At 35.9% G+C, this 19,494-nt stretch carries 18 protein-coding genes; 4 read left to right on the top strand and 14 right to left on the bottom strand.

The window, feature by feature from the left end; genetic code table 11:
- The 3 genes from truA to FUA48_RS13250 form a co-directional block, all read right to left on the bottom strand.
- On the bottom strand, positions 1-744 hold the full coding sequence (truA, locus tag FUA48_RS13240; protein WP_147583968.1) for a tRNA pseudouridine(38-40) synthase TruA: 744 nt from the start codon (positions 742-744) through the stop codon (positions 1-3).
- 130 nt (positions 745-874) lie between these two features.
- Positions 875-1,387 carry a hypothetical protein gene (locus FUA48_RS13245; RefSeq protein WP_147583969.1) on the bottom strand — a complete coding sequence of 171 codons (513 nt, stop codon included), beginning with the start codon at positions 1,385-1,387 and terminating at the stop codon, positions 875-877.
- A gap of 88 nt (positions 1,388-1,475) precedes the next feature.
- On the bottom strand, positions 1,476-3,011 hold the full coding sequence (locus FUA48_RS13250) for a YifB family Mg chelatase-like AAA ATPase (RefSeq protein ID WP_147583970.1): 1,536 nt from the start codon (positions 3,009-3,011) through the stop codon (positions 1,476-1,478).
- A gap of 98 nt (positions 3,012-3,109) precedes the next feature.
- Between FUA48_RS13250 and FUA48_RS13255 the strand changes: the two genes are divergently transcribed.
- Positions 3,110-4,171, top strand: a complete 1,062-nt coding sequence (locus tag FUA48_RS13255; RefSeq protein ID WP_147583971.1) for a T9SS type A sorting domain-containing protein — start codon at positions 3,110-3,112, stop codon at positions 4,169-4,171.
- A gap of 76 nt (positions 4,172-4,247) precedes the next feature.
- Entirely contained in the window at positions 4,248-5,603 is a 1,356-nt protein-coding gene (locus FUA48_RS13260) for a CoA-disulfide reductase (protein ID WP_147583972.1), read from the top strand.
- Positions 5,604-5,635: 32 nt separating this feature from the next.
- Here the strand turns inward: FUA48_RS13260 and FUA48_RS13265 are convergent, their stop codons facing one another.
- From FUA48_RS13265 to FUA48_RS13280, 4 genes are read right to left on the bottom strand one after another with little or no spacing between them, the layout of a single operon-like run.
- The gene (locus tag FUA48_RS13265) at positions 5,636-7,609 is read right to left on the bottom strand and encodes a protein-disulfide reductase DsbD family protein (protein ID WP_147583973.1); all 1,974 of its coding nucleotides are present in this window, start codon (positions 7,607-7,609) and stop codon (positions 5,636-5,638) included.
- A 6-nt stretch (positions 7,610-7,615) separates the two neighbouring features.
- Positions 7,616-8,926: a tRNA lysidine(34) synthetase TilS gene (tilS, locus tag FUA48_RS13270; RefSeq protein WP_147585004.1), complete on the bottom strand. Its 1,311-nt coding sequence runs from the start codon at positions 8,924-8,926 to the stop codon at positions 7,616-7,618.
- A 33-nt stretch (positions 8,927-8,959) separates the two neighbouring features.
- Positions 8,960-10,243, bottom strand: coding sequence for an anthranilate synthase component I family protein (locus FUA48_RS13275; RefSeq protein ID WP_147583974.1), 1,284 nt, complete (start codon positions 10,241-10,243; stop codon positions 8,960-8,962).
- Positions 10,243-10,740: a metallophosphoesterase family protein gene (locus tag FUA48_RS13280; RefSeq protein WP_147583975.1), complete on the bottom strand. Its 498-nt coding sequence runs from the start codon at positions 10,738-10,740 to the stop codon at positions 10,243-10,245. Before FUA48_RS13280 ends, FUA48_RS13275 begins: the two co-directional genes overlap by 1 nt.
- A 127-nt stretch (positions 10,741-10,867) precedes the next feature.
- On the opposite strand from FUA48_RS13280, the gene FUA48_RS13285 reads away from it, so the two are divergent.
- A complete protein-coding gene (locus FUA48_RS13285) occupies positions 10,868-11,101 on the top strand; it encodes a hypothetical protein (RefSeq protein ID WP_129749930.1) in 234 nt (77 codons plus the stop codon).
- On the opposite strand, the gene ypfJ is transcribed toward FUA48_RS13285, so the two are convergent.
- The 5 genes from ypfJ to panB form a co-directional block, all read right to left on the bottom strand.
- On the bottom strand, positions 11,098-11,958 hold the full coding sequence (gene ypfJ, locus FUA48_RS13290) for a KPN_02809 family neutral zinc metallopeptidase (RefSeq protein WP_147583976.1): 861 nt from the start codon (positions 11,956-11,958) through the stop codon (positions 11,098-11,100). The genes FUA48_RS13285 and ypfJ overlap by 4 nt on opposite strands.
- A gap of 74 nt (positions 11,959-12,032) precedes the next feature.
- Positions 12,033-12,926: a hypothetical protein gene (locus tag FUA48_RS13295; protein ID WP_147583977.1), complete on the bottom strand. Its 894-nt coding sequence runs from the start codon at positions 12,924-12,926 to the stop codon at positions 12,033-12,035.
- 18 nt (positions 12,927-12,944) lie between these two features.
- Positions 12,945-14,315 carry a hypothetical protein gene (locus FUA48_RS13300; protein WP_147583978.1) on the bottom strand — a complete coding sequence of 457 codons (1,371 nt, stop codon included), beginning with the start codon at positions 14,313-14,315 and terminating at the stop codon, positions 12,945-12,947.
- Positions 14,316-14,480: 165 nt separating this feature from the next.
- Entirely contained in the window at positions 14,481-15,170 is a 690-nt protein-coding gene (locus FUA48_RS13305) for an RluA family pseudouridine synthase (protein ID WP_147583979.1), read from the bottom strand.
- Positions 15,171-15,212: 42 nt separating this feature from the next.
- The gene (gene panB, locus FUA48_RS13310) at positions 15,213-16,031 is read right to left on the bottom strand and encodes a 3-methyl-2-oxobutanoate hydroxymethyltransferase (protein WP_147583980.1); all 819 of its coding nucleotides are present in this window, start codon (positions 16,029-16,031) and stop codon (positions 15,213-15,215) included.
- Positions 16,032-16,157: 126 nt separating this feature from the next.
- Here panB and FUA48_RS13315 point away from each other — a divergent pair, with 126 nt between their 5' ends.
- Positions 16,158-16,595, top strand: coding sequence for a nuclear transport factor 2 family protein (locus tag FUA48_RS13315; RefSeq protein ID WP_147583981.1), 438 nt, complete (start codon positions 16,158-16,160; stop codon positions 16,593-16,595).
- Positions 16,596-16,641: 46 nt separating this feature from the next.
- Here FUA48_RS13315 and FUA48_RS13320 read toward each other — a convergent pair whose 3' ends face one another.
- Positions 16,642-18,066 carry an L-serine ammonia-lyase gene (locus tag FUA48_RS13320; RefSeq protein WP_147583982.1) on the bottom strand — a complete coding sequence of 475 codons (1,425 nt, stop codon included), beginning with the start codon at positions 18,064-18,066 and terminating at the stop codon, positions 16,642-16,644.
- Between the two features lie 165 nt (positions 18,067-18,231).
- Positions 18,232-19,482: a GldM family protein gene (locus tag FUA48_RS13325; protein ID WP_147583983.1), complete on the bottom strand. Its 1,251-nt coding sequence runs from the start codon at positions 19,480-19,482 to the stop codon at positions 18,232-18,234.
- Between the last annotated feature and the right edge of the window lie 12 nt (positions 19,483-19,494).

Here is a 19,494-nt window from a genome sequence, read left to right on the forward strand (position 1 = left end):
TTAATCTTCCTGTATATATGGGTATACTACTTTTGTTAAGTACAACCCGTGTGCAGGGACCGAAAAGCCGGCTTTATTTCTGTCGCGACTTTCTATAATTTCCCTGAAATCCTGTAAGGTAATCTTGCCAAGGCCCACGTTTACAAGTGTGCCCACAATAGCCCTTACCATGTTTCTTAAAAATCGGTCGGCAGCAACGGTAAAAACAAGATTGTTGCCTTCCTTTTTCCAGTTTGCTTCCATAATAACGCAGTTAAACGTTCTTACGTCTGTATGCGTTTTAGAAAAGCACTTAAAATCTTTATACTCAAAAAGAATTTTGGCTGCCTCATTCATCTTATCCATATCTAACGGATGAAAATGAAACCAGCTGCCTTCGCCAATAAAGGCATCCTTAAAAGTATGTATATGATACTCATAAGTCCTGCTTGTAGCATCAAAACGGGCATGAGCATCGTCATGCAGTGGTATAAGCCTGTATACTACAATGTCCTTTGGTAAAAAAGAGTTGAGTTTTTGAGTTAAGGAGTCACTGTTAATCACATTGTCGTAATCAAAGTGGGCATACATCTGTTTGGCATGTACACCGGTATCGGTACGACCGGCTCCCGTAACATCAATAGGTTGTTTTAGCAGGGTAGAGAGGGCTTTGTTTAATACTTCCTGTACCGAAATACTATGCGGCTGATACTGCCATCCGTGATAATTTTTTCCGTTGTAAGCAAATTCAATAAAATACCTCAAAACCTGTAGCTAATTTTTTATACAAAGATACTCTTTTTTAGGTATCGCAGGCGCAAAGTTACAGACAGGCAAAGTAATAAATTTAATTATTTAACAGTGTTAAATTTGAGTTAGGTTTAAAAGCAAATTTTTATTGTTTAGGTCTTTCTCCGTCTATACTTATATCAACAACAATTATTTCCTGTAATCCATTTATGGTTGTTATAGGTAAAGTTCTTTTTCTCAATTTTTTACCCATAAAAGTGCCATTTACCAAATAAACTTTCCATTTGCCATTGTTGTTGATTACATTTTGTGTAGAAGTTAAAACTGCGCTTGTGTCTATTATGTTTTTAAGATTAGTAAATTCTTTTATATCTGCTTTACTTATTCCATCATATTTTCCGTTATTAATTTCTTCAACATCATAAGGAATATCCTCATAACAGCTAAGAACATATACGGAGTCAGTAGCTATATTTTGGACAAAAATTCGCGGAATGTGCACAGAGTCAGAAGTAGCCTGAATACCTTCCCAATTTTTAAAAGCATAAATACTTACTTTGTTTTCAGATGTTTCAAAATATGGTTTATAATATTCAACTCTTTTTTCGTTAGTAACGTAGGTTTCATATTTTTTAATGCCAAAAATAATTTTAGCCATTGGTGTACAAGAGGCTAATGAAACTAAACTAAGTAATGATATTGTTATAATATATTTTTTATTCATAATCCTAAAATTCCAAATCTATTTACCCCAACCATCCTTCACGGTCAAGGCTTCTGTATTGTATAGCTTCTGATATATGCTGTGGTTCAACATTTGGAGAGTTGTCCAAATCGGCAATGGTTCGTGATACTTTTAAAATCCTGTCATAAGCACGAGCAGAAAGGTTTAACCTTTCCATTGCTGTTTTTAATAACAGTAATGAAGTTTCATCCAGTTCACAATATTCACGAATCTGTTTCGTACTCATCTGTGCATTGTAATGTGTATTTTCCAGATGCTCAAAACGCCTGATTTGTATTTCCCTGGCTTGAGTAACTCTTTTTCGAATCTCCACACTGCTTTCGGCTACCTGTTTATCAGAGAGTTTTTCAAAAGGTACAGGAGTTACTTCAATATGTATATCAATCCTGTCCAGTAACGGACCTGATATTTTACTTAAATAGCGTTGCATTTCATGTGGTGAGGAACTTACCGGAGCATCAGGATCATTAAAATACCCTCCCGGACTAGGGTTCATACTGGCAACTAACATAAATGATGACGGATAGGTAATGGTAAACTTGGCCCTTGAAATGGTTACTTCCCTGTCTTCAAGCGGCTGGCGCATTACTTCCAGTACCTCTCTTTTAAATTCAGGTAGCTCGTCTAAAAACAGTACACCATTGTGAGCCATAGATATTTCTCCCGGTTGGGGAAAACTACCACCGCCTACTAATGCCACATTCGAGATAGTATGATGCGGGCTCCTGAATGGGCGTTGATTCATCAAGCCGACATCTTTTATCTTTCCTGCCACACTGTGTATCTTGGTTGTCTCCAGTGCTTCCTTAAGAGTCATAGGAGGGAGGATGCTGGGTAATCGTTTAGCCAGCATTGTTTTACCTGCTCCCGGAGGGCCTATAAGTATAATATTGTGTCCGCCTGCTGCTGCAATTTCCATACAACGCTTAATACTTTCCTGTCCCTTTACATCGGCAAAGTCAAATTCAGGAAAGTCGAGGGTTTTATAAAACTCTTCGCGAGTGTTTATTACCGTAGGCTGTACGGTAGCATTTCCGTTAAAGAAATCTATTATTTCGGTTACGTTTTCAATTCCGTATACATCAAGCCCGCTAACAATAGCAGCTTCCTTTACGTTTTGTTTCGGCAGGAAAAAACCTTTAAAACCTTCTTCTTTGGCTTTTATGGCAATAGGTAACACTCCTTTAATTGGCTGAAGGCTTCCGTCAAGCGAAAGTTCACCCATAATGATGTATTTGTCAACATCTTCAGAGGGTATTTGCCCGGAAGCTGCAAGTATGCCTATGGCAAGGGTAAGATCGTAGGCAGAGCCTTCTTTTCTTAAGTCGGCCGGAGCCATGTTTATGGTTATCTTTTTACCGGGTAACTGGTAACCGTTGTTCTTTAACGCGGCAGCTATACGGTAGCTGCTTTCCTTTACTGCATTATCGGGCAATCCTACAAGGTGATAACCAATTCCTTTATCAATATTTACTTCAACGGTTATTGTTGTGGCTTCAACTCCAAATACGGCGCTTCCAAATACTTTTATAAGCATATTATAAGGTAAGGTTTTAAAAAGTGGCCTAAAAGTAAGAAAATAATTATTTATGTAATTTATTTTTTTAAATTAGAACAAAATAAACTGCTATAATTATGAAAACAACCACACCTATTTTAATTTTACTTTTTTTACCATTTTTTTGTTTCTCTCAGTCTTTTTTTATCAATTCTACCAACAATGCCGGGACAGAAAATTACATTTATGAAATTGACCTGAACACCCTGACTCAGGAAGAAATATATGCCTGTCCAACAACGAATTCAGATAATCAGGTTTTTGAAATGCGCTATCATGATATAGCCGTTACAAAATCTCATATTTATTATTGCTCAGCCTGGGGTAGCTTATATAGAAAAAGTATTACAGACGATTTGTCATGTGAATATTTAGGGACATTTAATATTGCTATAAATTCTCTATGTTCAGATGGAAGTAATTATATATATGCTGCGGGTTTTCAAAATGGTGAGTCTTATATTTATAAATATAATATCACTACAGGTGTATTTTCTTTTATGGGGTATTTACCTAATGAAATAATTCCTGCAGGAGACTTGTTTTTTTACCAAAACAGATTTTATGTTACCACTAAAAATTGGGATTTGCCCAGTTGTGGTATATATGAAATAAATATGCAGGATGTTAACAACAGTTGTAATGTAATGAGTTTAGGTAACCTACAGGCTTATGGTGCATTTAGTATTGATTTTGGAATATATTCCAAAGCTTATATTCTTGTTTTTGATCAGGGTACCGTTACAGGTACTGTATATGAACTAGATATGGAGCAGTATGAATTAGGGGAACCAATATATCAAATAAATAATTCTTACATAACAGGAGCAGCAGCTGTATACGAAAGAACCTCTTTAAATTCTGTTTGTGGTGTTTTGAGTTTGCCGGATACAGAACAGGCAGGGAATTATATGAATATTGCTAATCCGGTAACCAATAAGATTGAGATTGAAACTAACATCGATCAAAATAATATTTTGGAGTCACGGTTATTTGATATTTCAGGAAGAATTATCAGAGATTTCAGTAACAAAAGTTTCGATGAATTTTATGTTTCAGGTGCGTCTTCCGGTACTTATATATTAGAGCTTAAATTAAGCACCGGACAGAAAATCTCAAAAAAGATTATTATTGAATAGCTTTTAAATCCTTTTTAACCCAATGCCACTAAATTTCTTACTACCTTTAGTAGATAACCAAGAGTAACAACTAAAAATGGCAAATAATAAGCTGGTAATTATAGGTGGTGATGCCGCCGGGATGACTGCTGCATCTAAAGTTAGAAGGGAACAACCTGAAAGGGAAATCATAGTTTTTGAAAAATCAGATTACACATCTTATTCGGCTTGTGGTATACCTTATTTTGTCTCGGAAAAGGTTAAGACCTATGAAGAGCTTATTGTAAGAAGCCCTGAAACTTTCAGGAATAAATATAATATCGATGTGCGCACTCAACACCTTGTTCTTGAAGTTGACACTGATAATAAAAAAATCAAGGTATTAAATAAGAAGGAGAATAAGGAGTTTTGGGAAAGTTATGACCAGTTGCTAATTGCCACAGGAGGTAAGGCTTTTTGCCCTGATGTAAAAGGATATGATTCTGAAAATGTTTTTGGTGTTACCACGCTTAAAAGCGGTATCAATATAGAATGCTATATTGAGGAAAAGAAACCTAAAAATGCGGTAATAATAGGAGGGGGATATATTGGTCTTGAAATGGCTGAAGCGCTTTTAGAACGCGGACTTGAAGTTACCATGATTAACCGGTCTGAACAGGTTATGAATACCCTTGATCCTGACATGGGAGAATTGGTTTCGGAGGCTATAAAAGGTTTAGGAGTTAAGTTACTTTTAAATGAGGAACTGGCAGGTTTTGAAGTGAATGACGGTAAAGTAACCTCCGTAATAAGTAATAAACGAAACATTCCTACAGATATGGTTGTTTTAGGGATGGGTTCCCGACCTAACACCGATTTTTTGAAGGAAAGTGCTGTTGAGTTAGATGCTAAAGGTGCCATTAAGGTAAATGCTCAACAGCAAACCAATATTCCTGATGTTTGGGCTGCCGGAGACTGTGCCCTAACACATCATTTGGTAAGTAAAGAGCAGGTGTATATTGCTTTGGGTACAATTGCTAATAAAACCGGACTTGTAGCCGGAGGTAGTATAGCCGGAGAGAAGGCAGTATTTCCAGGTGTAGTGGGTACTGCAGTGTGTAAAGTATGCAGTTATGAAGTTGCCCGCACCGGATTACTGGAAAAACAGTTACAGAAACTAAATATCGACTATGTAACGGCAAAAATTGAAAGCCGGACGAGAGCACATTATTATCCGGGTTCAAAGAAGATTGTTGTTAAGCTCCTTGCCGAGAAAAATAGCGGGAGGTTATTGGGAGGACAGATAATAGGAGAGGAGGGGGCAGCAAAGCGTATAGATGTACTTGCAACCGCTTTAACTCATAATCTTACCCTTCAAAATATTATCGATTTAGACTTGTCTTATGCGCCTCCGTTTTCCCCTGTTTGGGATCCTGTACAAACAGCAGCAAGAAAACTCATTAATGATATATAAATAAAAAAGCCCTCTTATTTGAGGGCTTTTTATTATTTTTTAAAGTTTGCAGTTCCTTCCTGCAACCATTTTAAATACTCTTCTACATCCGGTGTGTAACCTACAGGATCGTTAAGATTTTCTTCTGCATGATCTATAAGTACATAATAAGGTTGTGCATTGGCTTTGTATTTAGTGATTTCAAAATCACTCCATTTATTACCAATAGTTTTTATTTTCTTTCCTGTTGTCTTAGAGATATACTGTTCATTTTCAGGAAGCTCTTTTTTATAATCTACATATAATGAAATAAGAACAACTTCATCTTTTAAAACAGATAGTACTCGCTCGTCAGACCAAACGTGCTCTTCCATTTTACGGCAGTTTACACAAGCATAACCGGTAAAGTCAATAAGTACAGGTTTCTTTACTTCTTTAGCATAAGCAAGTCCTGTATCATAATCTTCAAAAGTGATGATATTATGAGCACCCAGTTTTGCTCCTTCCGGTAATTTTGTATCGCCTGAAGCTATACCGCCACCTCCAAAACCTTGTGGAGATTCGCTATAATGCATTGGAGGAGGGAAACCACTTATTAATTTAAGTGGGGCACCCCATAATCCAGGAACCAGATATATTGTAAAAGCAAGTGTTAAAAGTCCTAAAAATAATCTTCCAACTGATATTGATGATAATGGGCTATCGTGAGGTAATGTTATTTTTCCGAAAAGGTATAATGCCATTGCTCCAAATATAGCTATCCAGATAGCAAGGAAAGTTTCTCTTTCAAGTATATGTGATTGTAATACAAGATCAGCATTTGAAAGGAATTTGAAAGCAAGTGCCAGTTCAAGGAAACCTAAAAATACTTTAACCGTATTTAACCATCCTCCTGATTTTGGTAAAGTATTTAACCATCCAGGGAACATTGCAAAAAGCATAAAAGGTAAAGCTAATGCTAATGAAAAACCAAACATACCCACAATTGGAGCTATACCACCTTTTGAAGCAGCTTCTACAAGTAGTGTACCTACAATTGGTCCTGTACAGGAGAAAGATACTATCGCAAGGGCTAAAGCCATAAACAGTATACCTATTATACCACCTCTGTCTGCCTGACGGTCAACTTTATTTGCCCATGAGTTTGGTAACATAATTTCGAATGCACCAAGGAAAGATGAAGCAAATACAACTAAAAGCACAAAGAAAACAAGGTTAAAAATAACGTTAGTAGAGAGCGCATTAAGAGCATCGGCCCCAAAAATTGCTGTTACTAATGTACCCAATAATACATAGATTACTATAATGGAAATACCATAAATAAAAGCATTTTTAATACCTGCAGCTTTTGTTTTACTCTGTTTTGTAAAGAAGCTTACAGTCATTGGTATCATAGGGAATACACAAGGTGTAAGTAATGCTGCAAAACCTGAGAAGAATGCAATTATAAAGATTTTGAAAAGTCCTTTTTCCTTATCTTTTTTAGGTGCATCTGTTGCAGTACCTTCTTTAGCATTTTCTTTATTGTTATCAGCTTTAACCTCCGGCTCATCAAAGCTTTGAACTTCCTTTGATGTAAGGTCTTTTAAATTGAAAACAAAGAATTTATCTTCCTGTAAACATTGCTCTTTACATACTTGGTAAAAAAGATGTAACTGAACATTATTGTTATTAGTGTTGGTTACTTTAATAGTTTGTTGTAGCTCTACAGTTTCTTCAAAAAAAGTCTCGTCTACACCAAATATATCACTAAAAGCTGTTTTTGTTTCGCTTTCTTCAGCCTTACCAACAAGCTCATAATTATTATCAGAATTTTCAAAAATTAATTCTAATGGTAATCCTCCACCATCAGCAGTAAACTGGGAGTAAACATGCCAGTGCTCTTCAATAGTTCCTTTTAAGGTAAGAAGATACTCAGTGTCGGATTTTTTTTCAATTTTAGAAGTCCATTTTACCGGCTCCAGAATTTGTGCACTTCCTGTTATAAATGAAAACAGGAATAAGAATAGTAAAGCAGCTTTTTTCATTTTAATTTATAAAACTTCTATTTTTAAAATTTGTGTTGTTTGGGAGGTAACTTTAAATCGTTCGTCGGCACGTTTATTAATGATCCACACAACCTGATCACCCGAACAAAGAAGCCATGTTTTCTCTTTTTCACTTAAGGACATTTTTTCATCCTTAAAATATTTAGAGACCTTTTTTCTTTGTCCTTTCATCCCGGCGGGACAAAAATAGTCACCTTCCTGCCATTTCCTTGCAAATAACGGGAATTTTAACGTAGCAGCATCCACGTAAATTGCATTATTCTCAATTTTTTTTAATGTTTTATTAACACTTATCAACCTTATAGGAAACGGCTGTGATATTTCTGTTATACCTTCGGGTATTTCATAAACATTTGTAACAGGCTCTTCAATAGGTTCCAAAATAAGATATTCCCTGTCTTTTAAAAGCCTGTACCCATCTGACAATACCTGTTTACCTGATTGTGAGTCAGATAATTCATAAATGTCATACCAGGCTGTAAAACCAAACGGATTTAACCATTGGTATAAATAGGCTTTATAGTTAGGTAATCTTTTAAGCTCATTTATATTAATATGCTTTTGATTTTCTTTTTCTGTAACAACCTGTTTATAAACTAATACCGATGCATCTTCAGCAAGCGATTGTGTTTGCTGTAAATGTATAAGAGTATCCTGAAATGAGTCCATAAAGGATGTATTCAGGGATTTTAAAACAGGAACCACATCATGACGTAGTTTATTCCTCAGGTATTTATTTGAGGCATTACTACTGTCTTCTCTCCAACTGATATTATTTTCCTTGGCATATTCCTCAATTTCATTTCTGCTGAAAGGAAGTAACGGACGGATAATTTTATCGTTTTGCTGTGGTATGCCGGTAAGCCCTTCAATTCCTGTGCCACGACTAAGATTTATTAAAAAAGTTTCAAGGCTATCATCTAGATGGTGTGCTGTAAGAAGATAATCCAACTGCTTTTCCTTCATCAAATCGTAAAACCAGTTATATCTTAACTGTCTTGCAGACAGTTGAATGGATAGTTTAAAATCTAAAGCATATTTATTTGTATCAAAATGAGTTACAAATATTTTTATATTGTTTTTAGACGCGTAGTCTTTAATGAAATTTTCATCTCCGTCGCTTTCATCTCCTCTTAAACCAAAATTGCAGTGGGCAATAGTAATATCATAATTCAGTTTTTGGAAAAGGTGTACCAAAACCATACTGTCTATGCCGCCACTTACGGCAAGCAACAGTTTTTTATCCTGTAAAAAAGGAAGATTTTGATTTAGATGTTTCTGCAGTTTTAAAAGCATCTCCAAAAGTAATGAATTTTTGAATTTAAGAGACTACTCCAAAACACTCCTCATGGCACGTGCTTTAAGCAGACATTCTTCATATTCCTTTTCAGGTATTGATTTGGATGTTATAGCACTACCTACAGAAAATGAAACGTATTTATTTTCCTCGTTATAAAGTATACTTCTTATTACCACGTTGAAGTCAAAATCTCCGATAGGGGTAAAATAGCCTACGGCACCACTATAAAGTCCGCGTTTGGTTTCCTCAAGGTTTTCAATAATCTGCATGGCCGAAATTTTAGGAGCACCCGTCATGCTTCCCATAGGAAATGATGTCCTTATTGTATCTACAGGTTTAAATTCTGAATCCAGTCTTGATACAACTGTTGATATTAAATGGTGTACCTGCTTAAAGGTATAAGCCCCACATAATTCCTCTACACTAACCGAACCTTTTTGTGCTGTCCTCGACAAATCATTGCGCACGAGGTCAACAATCATAATGTTTTCCGACCGTTCCTTTTCGTTTTGGGTCAGTTCCAGTTTTATGGCTTCATCTTCAACTGGATCAGTACTGCGTCTTGCTGTTCCTTTTATAGGTTGAGAGATAATTTTCTCTTCTTCTTTTCTGATATATCTTTCGGGAGAGGCAGATAGCAGGTAATGCTTATGGTTTTTAAAGAATGCTGCAAAAGGAGGTTCTGATATGGCGTTTAAAGCTTGATATTTACAGAGCGGACTAATAACAGCATTTTCGGCATAAAATTCCATACAAAAGTTAGCTTCATATATATCACCAATGTGTATATGCTCCAGCATTTTGCTTGTTTTCTCAATATAAGCCTCTTTAGAAATTCGCTGATTGATTGTTAGCGGTAGGTCGGTGACGGAATCAATAGCTGTTGAGAGTATTTCCTTAAAATCATCTTCTAATTCATCATCACACATTACCAAATAGGCTATCTCAACAGTATCTCCTTTTATAAAGAACAATTTTTTTGGCTGAAAGAAGAACAAATCAGGAAATTCAAGTCCGTCGAAGTTATTGGACTGTAAAGCCTCGGTATTATTTTTCAGATCGTAGGATAAATACCCAAAAAGCCAGTCCCTTGTAGTTTGCTGATAAGCGCTTAAGTCTTCAAAAGCCCTTACAAAATCTGTTTTTACAGAAGTTATTGCGTCTGCTGCTAAAACTGCATCAAAAGAGGAGTAATTCTGATGATAATCATTACTGTCTAAAAATTCAACTTCCCTGTATTGCTGTGACCATTTAAGGAGCTGTTGCTTAAAAAGTTTTGGGTTGTTTAGTGTATGTGTAACTGAAGTTCTCATTAAACGCGTTTGCCTATTTCTATTACTTCAAGATTTTGAATGTTTTCTCCATTAATTTCAAAACGAAGCATGGTACGAACCTGATGGAAGCCGTGTATTCCTGCTGCTCCGGGATTCATGTGTATTAAGTTAAGTTTAGGATCTGGCATTACCTTAAGTATGTGCGAATGCCCGCAAATAAATAACTTAGGAGGGTTTGCCTTTACTTCTTCCCGTATTGACAGATTGTATTTTCCGGGGTAACCGCCAATATGTGTAATCCATACATCTACACCTTCACAAAAGAACCTGTTGTTTAAAGGGAACTCAAGTCTAGCTTCGGTACTGTCTATATTTCCGTAAACGGCCTTAAGAGGTTTTTCCTTTTTAATGGTATCCGTAACGGAAAGGTCACCAATATCACCTGCATGCCAAACTTCATCTGCCTGTCTTACATATTTCATTATGGTTTCGTCTATATGACTATGGGTATCCGAAAGGAGAAGTATTTTTTTCAACTGTTAGCCGATTATTGTTTTAAACGTCAAAGTTACAAGTTTGACCGTACATCGCCAAGTATGGTTGAGTTTTAAAAAAGATGCTTTTTAGCAAGGAAGCTATTTTAAAAATCACCAAATTTGTAATATGATTAAAGCACAATTACAGGAAGCATTTGGCAAATTGTCTCCATACGTAAAAAACAGGGTTATGCCTGTTATAGATATATTACTGGAAAGGGCAGAGGACCTTGATTCTATAAATAAGGAAGATGACGCTGATTATTATGAAGACGAACTGGAATCTATAATGAAAGAAGTTCGAAAAATTAAGTATATAGAAGACCAGTGGCAGATAATGAACGCTAAAAAGAATAATTAGCGTTCAAGATCATCAAATGTTGTCCCGGCACTAAAATCGCCGGAATTAAATCCCTTTTTAAACCAATGCACGCGTTGTGCAGATGTACCGTGTGTAAAAGAATCAGGTACAACATGTCCCTGTGCTTTCTTTTGTATGGCATCGTCGCCCACAGCATGTGCTGCACTTAAAGCCTCCTCTATATCTCCGGCTTCAAGAACCTGATTCATTTCTTCATTATAATGTGCCCATAGCCCGGCATAGAAATCAGCCTGAAGCTCTAATGCCACAGATAGTTTGTTGCCTTGTGTTTGCGACATTTGCTGTTGCCGTTCCCTAACTTTTGCAGAAGTACCTAATAATGTTTGTACATGGTGTCCTACTTCATGGGCAATTACATAGGCAATTGCAAAATCGCCGCCTTTTGCACCAAATCGAGATTGGAGTTCTTCAAAAAAGGATAAATCCATATAAACTTTACGGTCTAACGGACAGTAAAAAGGCCCTGAAGCAGAAGAAGCTCCTCCACATGCAGTTTGAACGGAGTTACGGAAAAGCACAAGTGTAGGTTCTTTGTAAACCATGCCGTTTTCCTGAAATATTTTATGCCATACATCTTCAGTATCCGCCAGTATTACTTTTACCATTCGTCCCATTTCTTCATCATGGGCACTTAAAGGAACAGGCTCTTCTGTTGTGGTTTGCTGTTGTAGCTGATTGTTTATTTCGTTTATAACTTCTGTACTATCTCCTCCCATAAACATATTAAGGAGTACAACAATTATAGCTATTATACCGCCTCCGGCAGCAATTTTACCGCCAGACATACCTCTGCGGTCATCAACATTACCACTTTCTCTTCGACCTTTCCATTTCATAAGAATAAAGATTACTTTTTGATGTAGTGAATTTACTAAAAATTGAGATTAGGTTCTATTAAGGTTTTAATAAACTACTCCTCTAAAGAGATTGTACATTGCTCAAAATACATGTGGTTCTCGTTAAAACTGAGAGTCCTTTCATATACAAGATATAGTGGCCATCCTGATTCATGCATGTTTGCTCCCATAAAATCATTTAAAGACATATCGTCTCCTATTGAATTTTCAATTTTTTCTTTATAATTAGGAAACATACTGCCAATAAGGTTTACAACACCTTCGCCTTCAAAATCTTCCCAATATTTTATAATATAAGTGCTGTTTTCATAGTCGATTTCGGTTAATTCAAGTGTAATGTCAGATTGTACACTTTTGCCTATAAAAGTATCTCTGGATACATTTTCCTCAACCACTTCACCTTCTTTCATTCCAACACCATGAAATGAGTGAAAATACTGTACTTCTTTTATAGAATGTTCTTCAATTGCCTGTTGTGAAGAAAACTTTTGACGAAGCATTTTTACTAACACCTCCTGAGAATTTGTTTTCCCTTTTAATTCTGAGAAAACCCGTTCATTATGCTCTTTTATTTCTTTCCAGTTTAAAAGCTTATTAAATGTGCCCAACTCATCTGTGGTGAATTCAATTGTTAAGCCATTATATAGATTGGCTTGTATTTCTGCTGATTCGTCAGATAAGAGGGAGGCATAGTCTTTAAATTTCCATTGTATGGTATAGCTAGTAGCGGTAGAGTCTAATACTTCAATATCGACTTTAAATTTTACTTTTTGAGTATATGTTGTATCATTACCTTTCACTGTAGCTTTTGAGGTAGCTATATCATAAGTCATTTTTTCATGCTTGTCCCAATAGGTTATGACCTGAACGGTAGAATCAGCAACGTTAATTTGACAAAAACTAAAAAAAGGGGTTAAGAGAATTAACCCCAGTAGTACTTTTTTCATTATATTTTTATGTGTTTATTAAAATCCGAAACGGAAGCCTAAGTAGCCATCTGCCTGTGTTGTATCTCCAATAGCGGCAGAAAGTATTGAGCCTGATCCAATAAAGAATCCGCCAATCCTGAATCCTATACCGGCAGTAAATCCTGAGATTTCATTACTTGAAAATGGGGCATAGGCTTCAAAGAAGTTTGTTGAATAACGGGGTGTAACCGTAAATATGTTTTGAGAACCAACCCTGTTATTTTCGCTGGCATCACTTAGTTTTTGTTGTAGATAAGCAGTTACATACCAGTTATTGTAAACGTTGGCATCGGCATATAATGACAGTACGGTAGGCTGTTTTATCTTGAAATCTTTTCCAGATTCAATAAGTGTAGCATAGCCACTATTCACTAATATTTCTTCTACCTCATCAATATTATCAACGTCTTCAAATTGATCCAGGTTTAGATATTGTCCATTTGGAACATTCACCTCATAACTTTTATTCACATTATTATCATCTTTAAAAGTCATGGAGCCTATATTTCTTACTGCAACACCTGCATTTATATTATATCCTCCATTTTCATTCTTCCACTGATAATTAGCGCCTAAATCTGCTGAAAAACCGTTTAACCCTCCGGCAAAGAATTCACTGAAATTACTGCTGTCGGTAAAACTGTCTCCTAATGCTCCGGAATATGCAAGATTAACATTTGCTGTGGCATCGGTTAAACCAACATAAGTATCAATTACCTGTTGCTGACTATTAAGCTCTACAACGCCCTCTATAGTTCCATTAAATTTATCGGCAGACATATTTGCATAAGTACCGGGAAATATAAGTTTAAAAGTTGCACCTCCAGAGAATTTGTGAGTATCATTTTCAAATATTTCTCTTGCGGCAGAGAAACCAATTTCGCCCCATGCCGTAGAAGCAGCTCTTTGATTATAGTCTGTATTTATGTATACAGGGTTACCTAACAGTGCATCAACTCCTGAGTTAGCTAATGCATCTCCCAGATTTACATCTATATCAACAAGACTGGCTTTAATTTTAGCTCCTGTAGTAACAGCAAAAGCCCATTTGTCATACTTCATAGCGAAAGAAGGCCCTAAAATTTCAACATCGGCACGCATGTTAACTGGTTCACTTCCTGTAAATATCAGGTTGCCCAAATCTTCACCACCTACAAGATCACCAAAAGAGATTTTATTATTAGACACGTTTGCGCTAAATGTAAATACATTTACTTCGTTGTCATTTTTTAAGTTAACAAGTTCTGCAGGATTTAAAGATGCGTTAAGTATACCTGTTCGCCTAGAAGTGTTTATGCCGGAAAAATGTTCTTGTGCATAACTGCTTGTTGCTAAGAGACCTAGCGAGAGTAGTAAAGTTCTTTTCATATTAATTGTTTGTTTTTGGTGTAACTAATTTAGAAAATATGTGCTACTTAAACAGTAAAATTGTGAAAAAATAACATTATAACAACTTAATAAAGTAATAGCCGCTAAACAAATTTCAGTTATTTATAAGGCAAAAAAAATACCCATAGCCGGGTATTTTAATTTTTATATTGATTTCCATATCCTATCCTCAGGAACGGGAGCTGTAATACTTAAGTGTTCTTTAGTAACAGGGTGGGTGAGCTCCAGTTTACGGGCATGCAGGTGTATGCCTCCATCCTGATTACTCCTGTCAAAACCATATTTTAAATCACCTTTAATTGGGGAGCCTATGGCAGAAAGCTGAGATCTTATCTGGTGATGGCGTCCCGTATGCAGGTTTATTTCCAAAGCATAATAATTGTCCAGCGTTTTTATAATAGTATAATCCAGACTTGCCTTTTTACTGTTTGGCACTTCTTTAATGTGTGCTTTAGAAGTGTTACTCTTTTCATTACGCTTAAGATAATGTACTAGAGTATCACTTTCCTTTTCAGGTCTGTTTTTAACTATTGCCCAATATGTTTTTTGAGTTTCCCGATTTTTAAACAAATCGTTTAATCTTGAAAGCGCTTTAGATGTTTTGGCAAACAGTACAATACCTGTGGTGGGCCTGTCCAGCCTATGTACTACTCCAAGATATACATTACCCGGTTTGTCATATTTTTGTTTGATGTACTCTTTTACCACATCGCTTAGGGGCTTGTCTCCGGTTTTATCTCCTTGTACAATGTCTCCCACACGCTTATTAACCACTATAATATGGTTATCTTCATAAAGGACTTGTAGATTGTTTTTATCTGATACTATCTTCATTTAAGCAAATAATCGAATAATCCAAAAATCTAACAATCTAAATTAATATTGCTCGTTTTCGTTAGGGAAGTCCTTCGCTTTTACATCACTTACATATTGTGATATAGCTTTAGTCATTTCTGTATAAAGATCAAGGTATCTTCTTAAAAAACGCGGACTGAATTCGTTGTTCATACCTAACATATCGTGTATAACAAGAACCTGACCGTCTACTTGGCCACCGGCACCAATACCTATTACAGGTATAGAAATACTTTCGGCAACTACTTTGGCAAGTTTAGCAGGTATTTTTTCCAGTACTACAGCAAAACAGCCTAATTTCTCCAGCATTTTGGCGTCCTGTATCAGTTTTTCAGCTTCAGCTTCTTCTTTAGCGCGAACAGTATAAGTACCAAATTTATAAATAGACTGAGGTGTAAGCCCTAAGTGTCCCATTACAGGGATGCCTGCGTGTAATATCTTTTTGATAGAATCTTTTATTTCACTACCACCTTCAAGTTTAACGGCATGAGCACCGCTTTCTTTCATAATCCTTATAGATGATCTAAGAGCTTCTTTAGGGTCTGACTGATAGCTTCCAAAAGGTAAATCAACCACTACAAGAGCTCTTTTTACAGCTCTTACTACAGAAGAGGCATGATATATCATCTGATCAAGGGTAATAGGCAACGTAGTTTCGTGTCCTGCCATTACATTTGAAGCAGAATCTCCTACAAGTATAACGTCTATTCCGGCACCATCTGTAATACCGGCCATAGTATAATCGTAGGCAGTAAGCATAGAGATTTTTTCTCCGTTAGCTTTCATTTCTATCAATGATCTTGTAGTAATTCTTTTATAATCTTTTTTAGCTGTAGACATAACCTGAAAATTTTAAGACCGTAAATGTACTAAATTGCACTAAGAATAGGTATAATAAGTTGGTTTTATTGACTTGTACAATAACAATAAAGCACTACATTTACTATTATGTAAAAGTTACCGATTATGAGAAAAATATTTTTGTTGGTTTTTGTATTATGTACCACAGGACTTTTTGCGCAGGATAAAGAAATTAAAAAAGCAATAGATGTATTTTTTGAAGGGCTTAATTCTAAAGATGTTACAAAAATAAAATCGGTTTGTGATGAAGGGCTAAAACTTCAGTCAGTAAACCAGAACGATAAAGGGGAGGTATCACTTACAACTGATGAGGCAGCCAAATTTTTTGCTGCTATCGCTGCTGTGCCTAATGCTATAAAACTGGAAGAAAAACTATTAGAGTACAAAATTCAGTATGACGGTGCAATGGCACATGTATGGACACCCTATGAATTTTATGTTGATGGCAAGCTAAGCCATAAGGGAGTAAATTCCTTTCAGCTTTTTAATGATAATGGAGTCTGGAAAATAGTATATATAATAGATACCCGAAAAAGAGCATAAAAAAGCCTGCTGATAAAGCAGGCTTTTTAAATTGTTGCTAATAAAATTAGCAATCGGCAATATTTACTGTAACGGCTAGTCCGCCTTCTGATGTCTCTTTGTATTTGTTGTTCATATCCTTAGCCGTTTGCCACATAGTGTTTACCACTTTATCTAATGGTACTTTAGCATTTTTAGGATCTGTTTCAAGTGCCAGTTCGGCAGCATTAATAGCTTTAATTGCACCCATTGTGTTACGCTCTATACAAGGAACCTGAACAAGCCCGCCAATAGGATCGCATGTCATACCTAAGTGGTGTTCCATTGCTATCTCGGCAGCGATAAGGCACTGTTCCGGAGAACCACCCATAACTTCACAAAGTGCAGCTGCAGCCATAGCTGAAGATACACCTATTTCTGCCTGGCATCCTCCCATAGCAGCAGATATGGTAGCACCTTTTTTAAAGATACTGCCTACTTCTCCGGCAACCATAAGGAATTGTTTTATGTGTTCTTCGTTAGCATCGTGGTTTTCAATTACCATATAGTACATAAGTACAGCCGGTATTACGCCTGCACTGCCATTAGTAGGGGCAGTAACCACACGGCCAAGTGCCGCATTTACTTCGTTTACGGCAAGGGCAAAACAACTTACCCATTTTAATATCTGACGGAATTTAACCTCTGTTTTTCTAATTACCTGAAGCCACTCCTGAGGATTGTTGTACGGAAGCTCGCCAATCAGGTTACGGTGCATATCATAAGCCCTACGACGAACGTTAAGTCCGCCTGGTAATACACCTTCACTATGGCAACCAATATACATACATTCCAACATGGTATTCCATATACGCATTAATTCGTTATGAATTTCTTCTTCAGTGCGTATGGATTTTTCATTTTCATACACAATCTCAGATATCATTTTGTTTTCCTGCTGTGTAAATTTCAACAAGTCATCAGCCTTATCTGTAGGGAAAGGGAATGCACATTTAATAATGGCATTTTCCAGAGCATTGGTTCTTTCTTCTTTAACAACAAAACCGCCTCCTATAGAATAAAATGTAGAGATATACTCAACCTTGTCATAATAAGCTGTAAAAGTAATTCCGTTAGCATGAAAAGGAAGGAAGTCTCTGTTAAAAACAATATCGGTTTCAGGGTTAAACGGTATAACCTTAAGGCTGCCTAAAAACAGCTGTTTTTGAAGGTTAATATCATCTATAGTTGTTTGTATACTTTCTATGGGAACATATTCAGGATCGGCACCGCTTAAACCAAGCATCACGGCAAGATCTGTAGCATGGCCTTTTCCTGTAAGGGAAAGTGAACCGTACAAGTCTACCTTAACGCGGTCTATTTTTTCAAAAATGCCCTGATCACGAAGCTCCTGAAGGAAACGTTCGGCAGCACGCCATGGACCTAAAGTATGCGAACTTGAAGGCCCAACGCCGATTTTAAGCATATCGAAAACTGAAATACATTCATTCATAGTAATACAAAAATATAATTATTGCTGCTTAATCAAAGCGCCCAAAGGTAATTAAATTGATGATACTATAACGATGTAGATGAAAAATTGTTGATATAGCAAAATGCTTATAACAAACAACATCTAAATTGTTAGTTTTTAAATTTTTTGTTGGTTGAGTAACAATTATTCGTTTGTAATCATAACCTTTAAAGGGGTAGGATCATGAGAAAAACTAAATGTGAGATAAAACGAAGCTTTAATTGTAATAACTGATTCTTCAGGTAATACAGATAATAGCTCAAAAGCGCTCTCACTTATTGTATTACCATTAATTGAAAGTGTTTCGTTTTCTGATAGACTGATCTCAAATTGTTCCACTATTTGTGGAGCAAGAGTATTTTCAGCATCGTCAACCCTTATATCAATTATTGCATCTTTCAATTCTTCTAATTTCATTTTCAAAATACAATCAGAACATCCTTTTCCGTTTACGGTAATTTTTTTAGGCCTTGTATCCCTTTCTTTTATATACAATACCTCCTGAGTACGAATTACCGAATCGTTTTTGTTTATTATTTCAAAATCCAGGAAGATTTTGTCTTTCTTAATTTTACTTACGTTTATAACATAAGTACTGTCATGTAACATTTTAAGCCCTTTACCTTTTACTTTAAATGATTTTGCTTCAGGCACACGTATATTTAAGGTATTTTCTATTCCCCTGTAAACAATATCACTGCCATATTGTGTATATACTTCCGGTAGTGGGATATTGAAGTTTTCAGGCTCTATTATTTCTATCTTTAAAGGAGGTATAGGCCTCAATCTATAACCATAGGGAGTGTGTTGATGAATATTAACTAAAACTTCAGTACCTACAGGAATATCTTTAATGGATTCGAAAGCTTTTTCAGTCATTTTACTTCCATTTATCCATATTCTTTCTTTTCCTTTTACATATACTTCAAATGAGCGTATTCTGAAGAAAGTTGAGTCTGGCGTAAAAGCAAGATTATCAATTACTATATTAAGATTAAGCTCTTTTAGCTGAGATAAAGTCATCTCACAGGCTCCTCTATAATAGCTACTCAATATATTTGCTCTTGGTGTAGAAATTTCCTTTACTTCAAATTCTTTGTACTCGTTTATTATACTGTCATTTTCAAGCGTCGCTTCAATATTTATTTTGACTATCCGTCCTTGAATACCATTAACATTTAACAGATAATTACCTAAAGAATCTTTCTTGGTTAGCTTACCACTACTGGTAGCTTTATACGATTTTGCTCCCGGCACGGCAATCTTAATAGGGTTGCTTATACCTCTGTAAACTATGTTTGATTTTTCTACAGAAATAACAGAGATGTTAGTATCCTGCGCGGTTAAGAGTTGACTGGTAAGAAATAAAAACAAAAAGAAAAATGTTTGTTTCATAATGTGTAAGGT

Source organism: Flavobacterium alkalisoli (assembly GCF_008000935.1).
GTDB classification, from domain to species: Bacteria; Bacteroidota; Bacteroidia; order Flavobacteriales; family Flavobacteriaceae; genus Flavobacterium; species Flavobacterium alkalisoli.

What these genes read in the sequence shown, in the direction of transcription:
- FUA48_RS13260 (WP_147583972.1), top strand. Translation starts at nt 4,248, where the DNA reads ATGGCAAATAATAAGCTGGTAATTATAGGTGGTGATGCCGCCGGGATG.
- FUA48_RS13300 (WP_147583978.1), bottom strand. Translation starts at nt 14,315, where the DNA reads ATGAAAAGAACTTTACTACTCTCGCTAGGTCTCTTAGCAACAAGCAGT.
- FUA48_RS13320 (WP_147583982.1), bottom strand. Translation starts at nt 18,066, where the DNA reads ATGAATGAATGTATTTCAGTTTTCGATATGCTTAAAATCGGCGTTGGG.
- FUA48_RS13245 (WP_147583969.1), bottom strand. Translation starts at nt 1,387, where the DNA reads ATGGCTAAAATTATTTTTGGCATTAAAAAATATGAAACCTACGTTACT.
- FUA48_RS13275 (WP_147583974.1), bottom strand. Translation starts at nt 10,243, where the DNA reads ATGAGAACTTCAGTTACACATACACTAAACAACCCAAAACTTTTTAAG.
- FUA48_RS13250 (WP_147583970.1), bottom strand. Translation starts at nt 3,011, where the DNA reads ATGCTTATAAAAGTATTTGGAAGCGCCGTATTTGGAGTTGAAGCCACA.
- ypfJ (WP_147583976.1), bottom strand. Translation starts at nt 11,958, where the DNA reads ATGAAATGGAAAGGTCGAAGAGAAAGTGGTAATGTTGATGACCGCAGA.
- FUA48_RS13255 (WP_147583971.1), top strand. Translation starts at nt 3,110, where the DNA reads ATGAAAACAACCACACCTATTTTAATTTTACTTTTTTTACCATTTTTT.
- FUA48_RS13265 (WP_147583973.1), bottom strand. Translation starts at nt 7,609, where the DNA reads ATGAAAAAAGCTGCTTTACTATTCTTATTCCTGTTTTCATTTATAACA.
- panB (WP_147583980.1), bottom strand. Translation starts at nt 16,031, where the DNA reads ATGTCTACAGCTAAAAAAGATTATAAAAGAATTACTACAAGATCATTG.
- FUA48_RS13325 (WP_147583983.1), bottom strand. Translation starts at nt 19,482, where the DNA reads ATGAAACAAACATTTTTCTTTTTGTTTTTATTTCTTACCAGTCAACTC.
- tilS (WP_147585004.1), bottom strand. Translation starts at nt 8,926, where the DNA reads ATGCTTTTAAAACTGCAGAAACATCTAAATCAAAATCTTCCTTTTTTA.
- FUA48_RS13295 (WP_147583977.1), bottom strand. Translation starts at nt 12,926, where the DNA reads ATGAAAAAAGTACTACTGGGGTTAATTCTCTTAACCCCTTTTTTTAGT.
- FUA48_RS13305 (WP_147583979.1), bottom strand. Translation starts at nt 15,170, where the DNA reads ATGAAGATAGTATCAGATAAAAACAATCTACAAGTCCTTTATGAAGAT.
- FUA48_RS13285 (WP_129749930.1), top strand. Translation starts at nt 10,868, where the DNA reads ATGATTAAAGCACAATTACAGGAAGCATTTGGCAAATTGTCTCCATAC.
- FUA48_RS13315 (WP_147583981.1), top strand. Translation starts at nt 16,158, where the DNA reads ATGAGAAAAATATTTTTGTTGGTTTTTGTATTATGTACCACAGGACTT.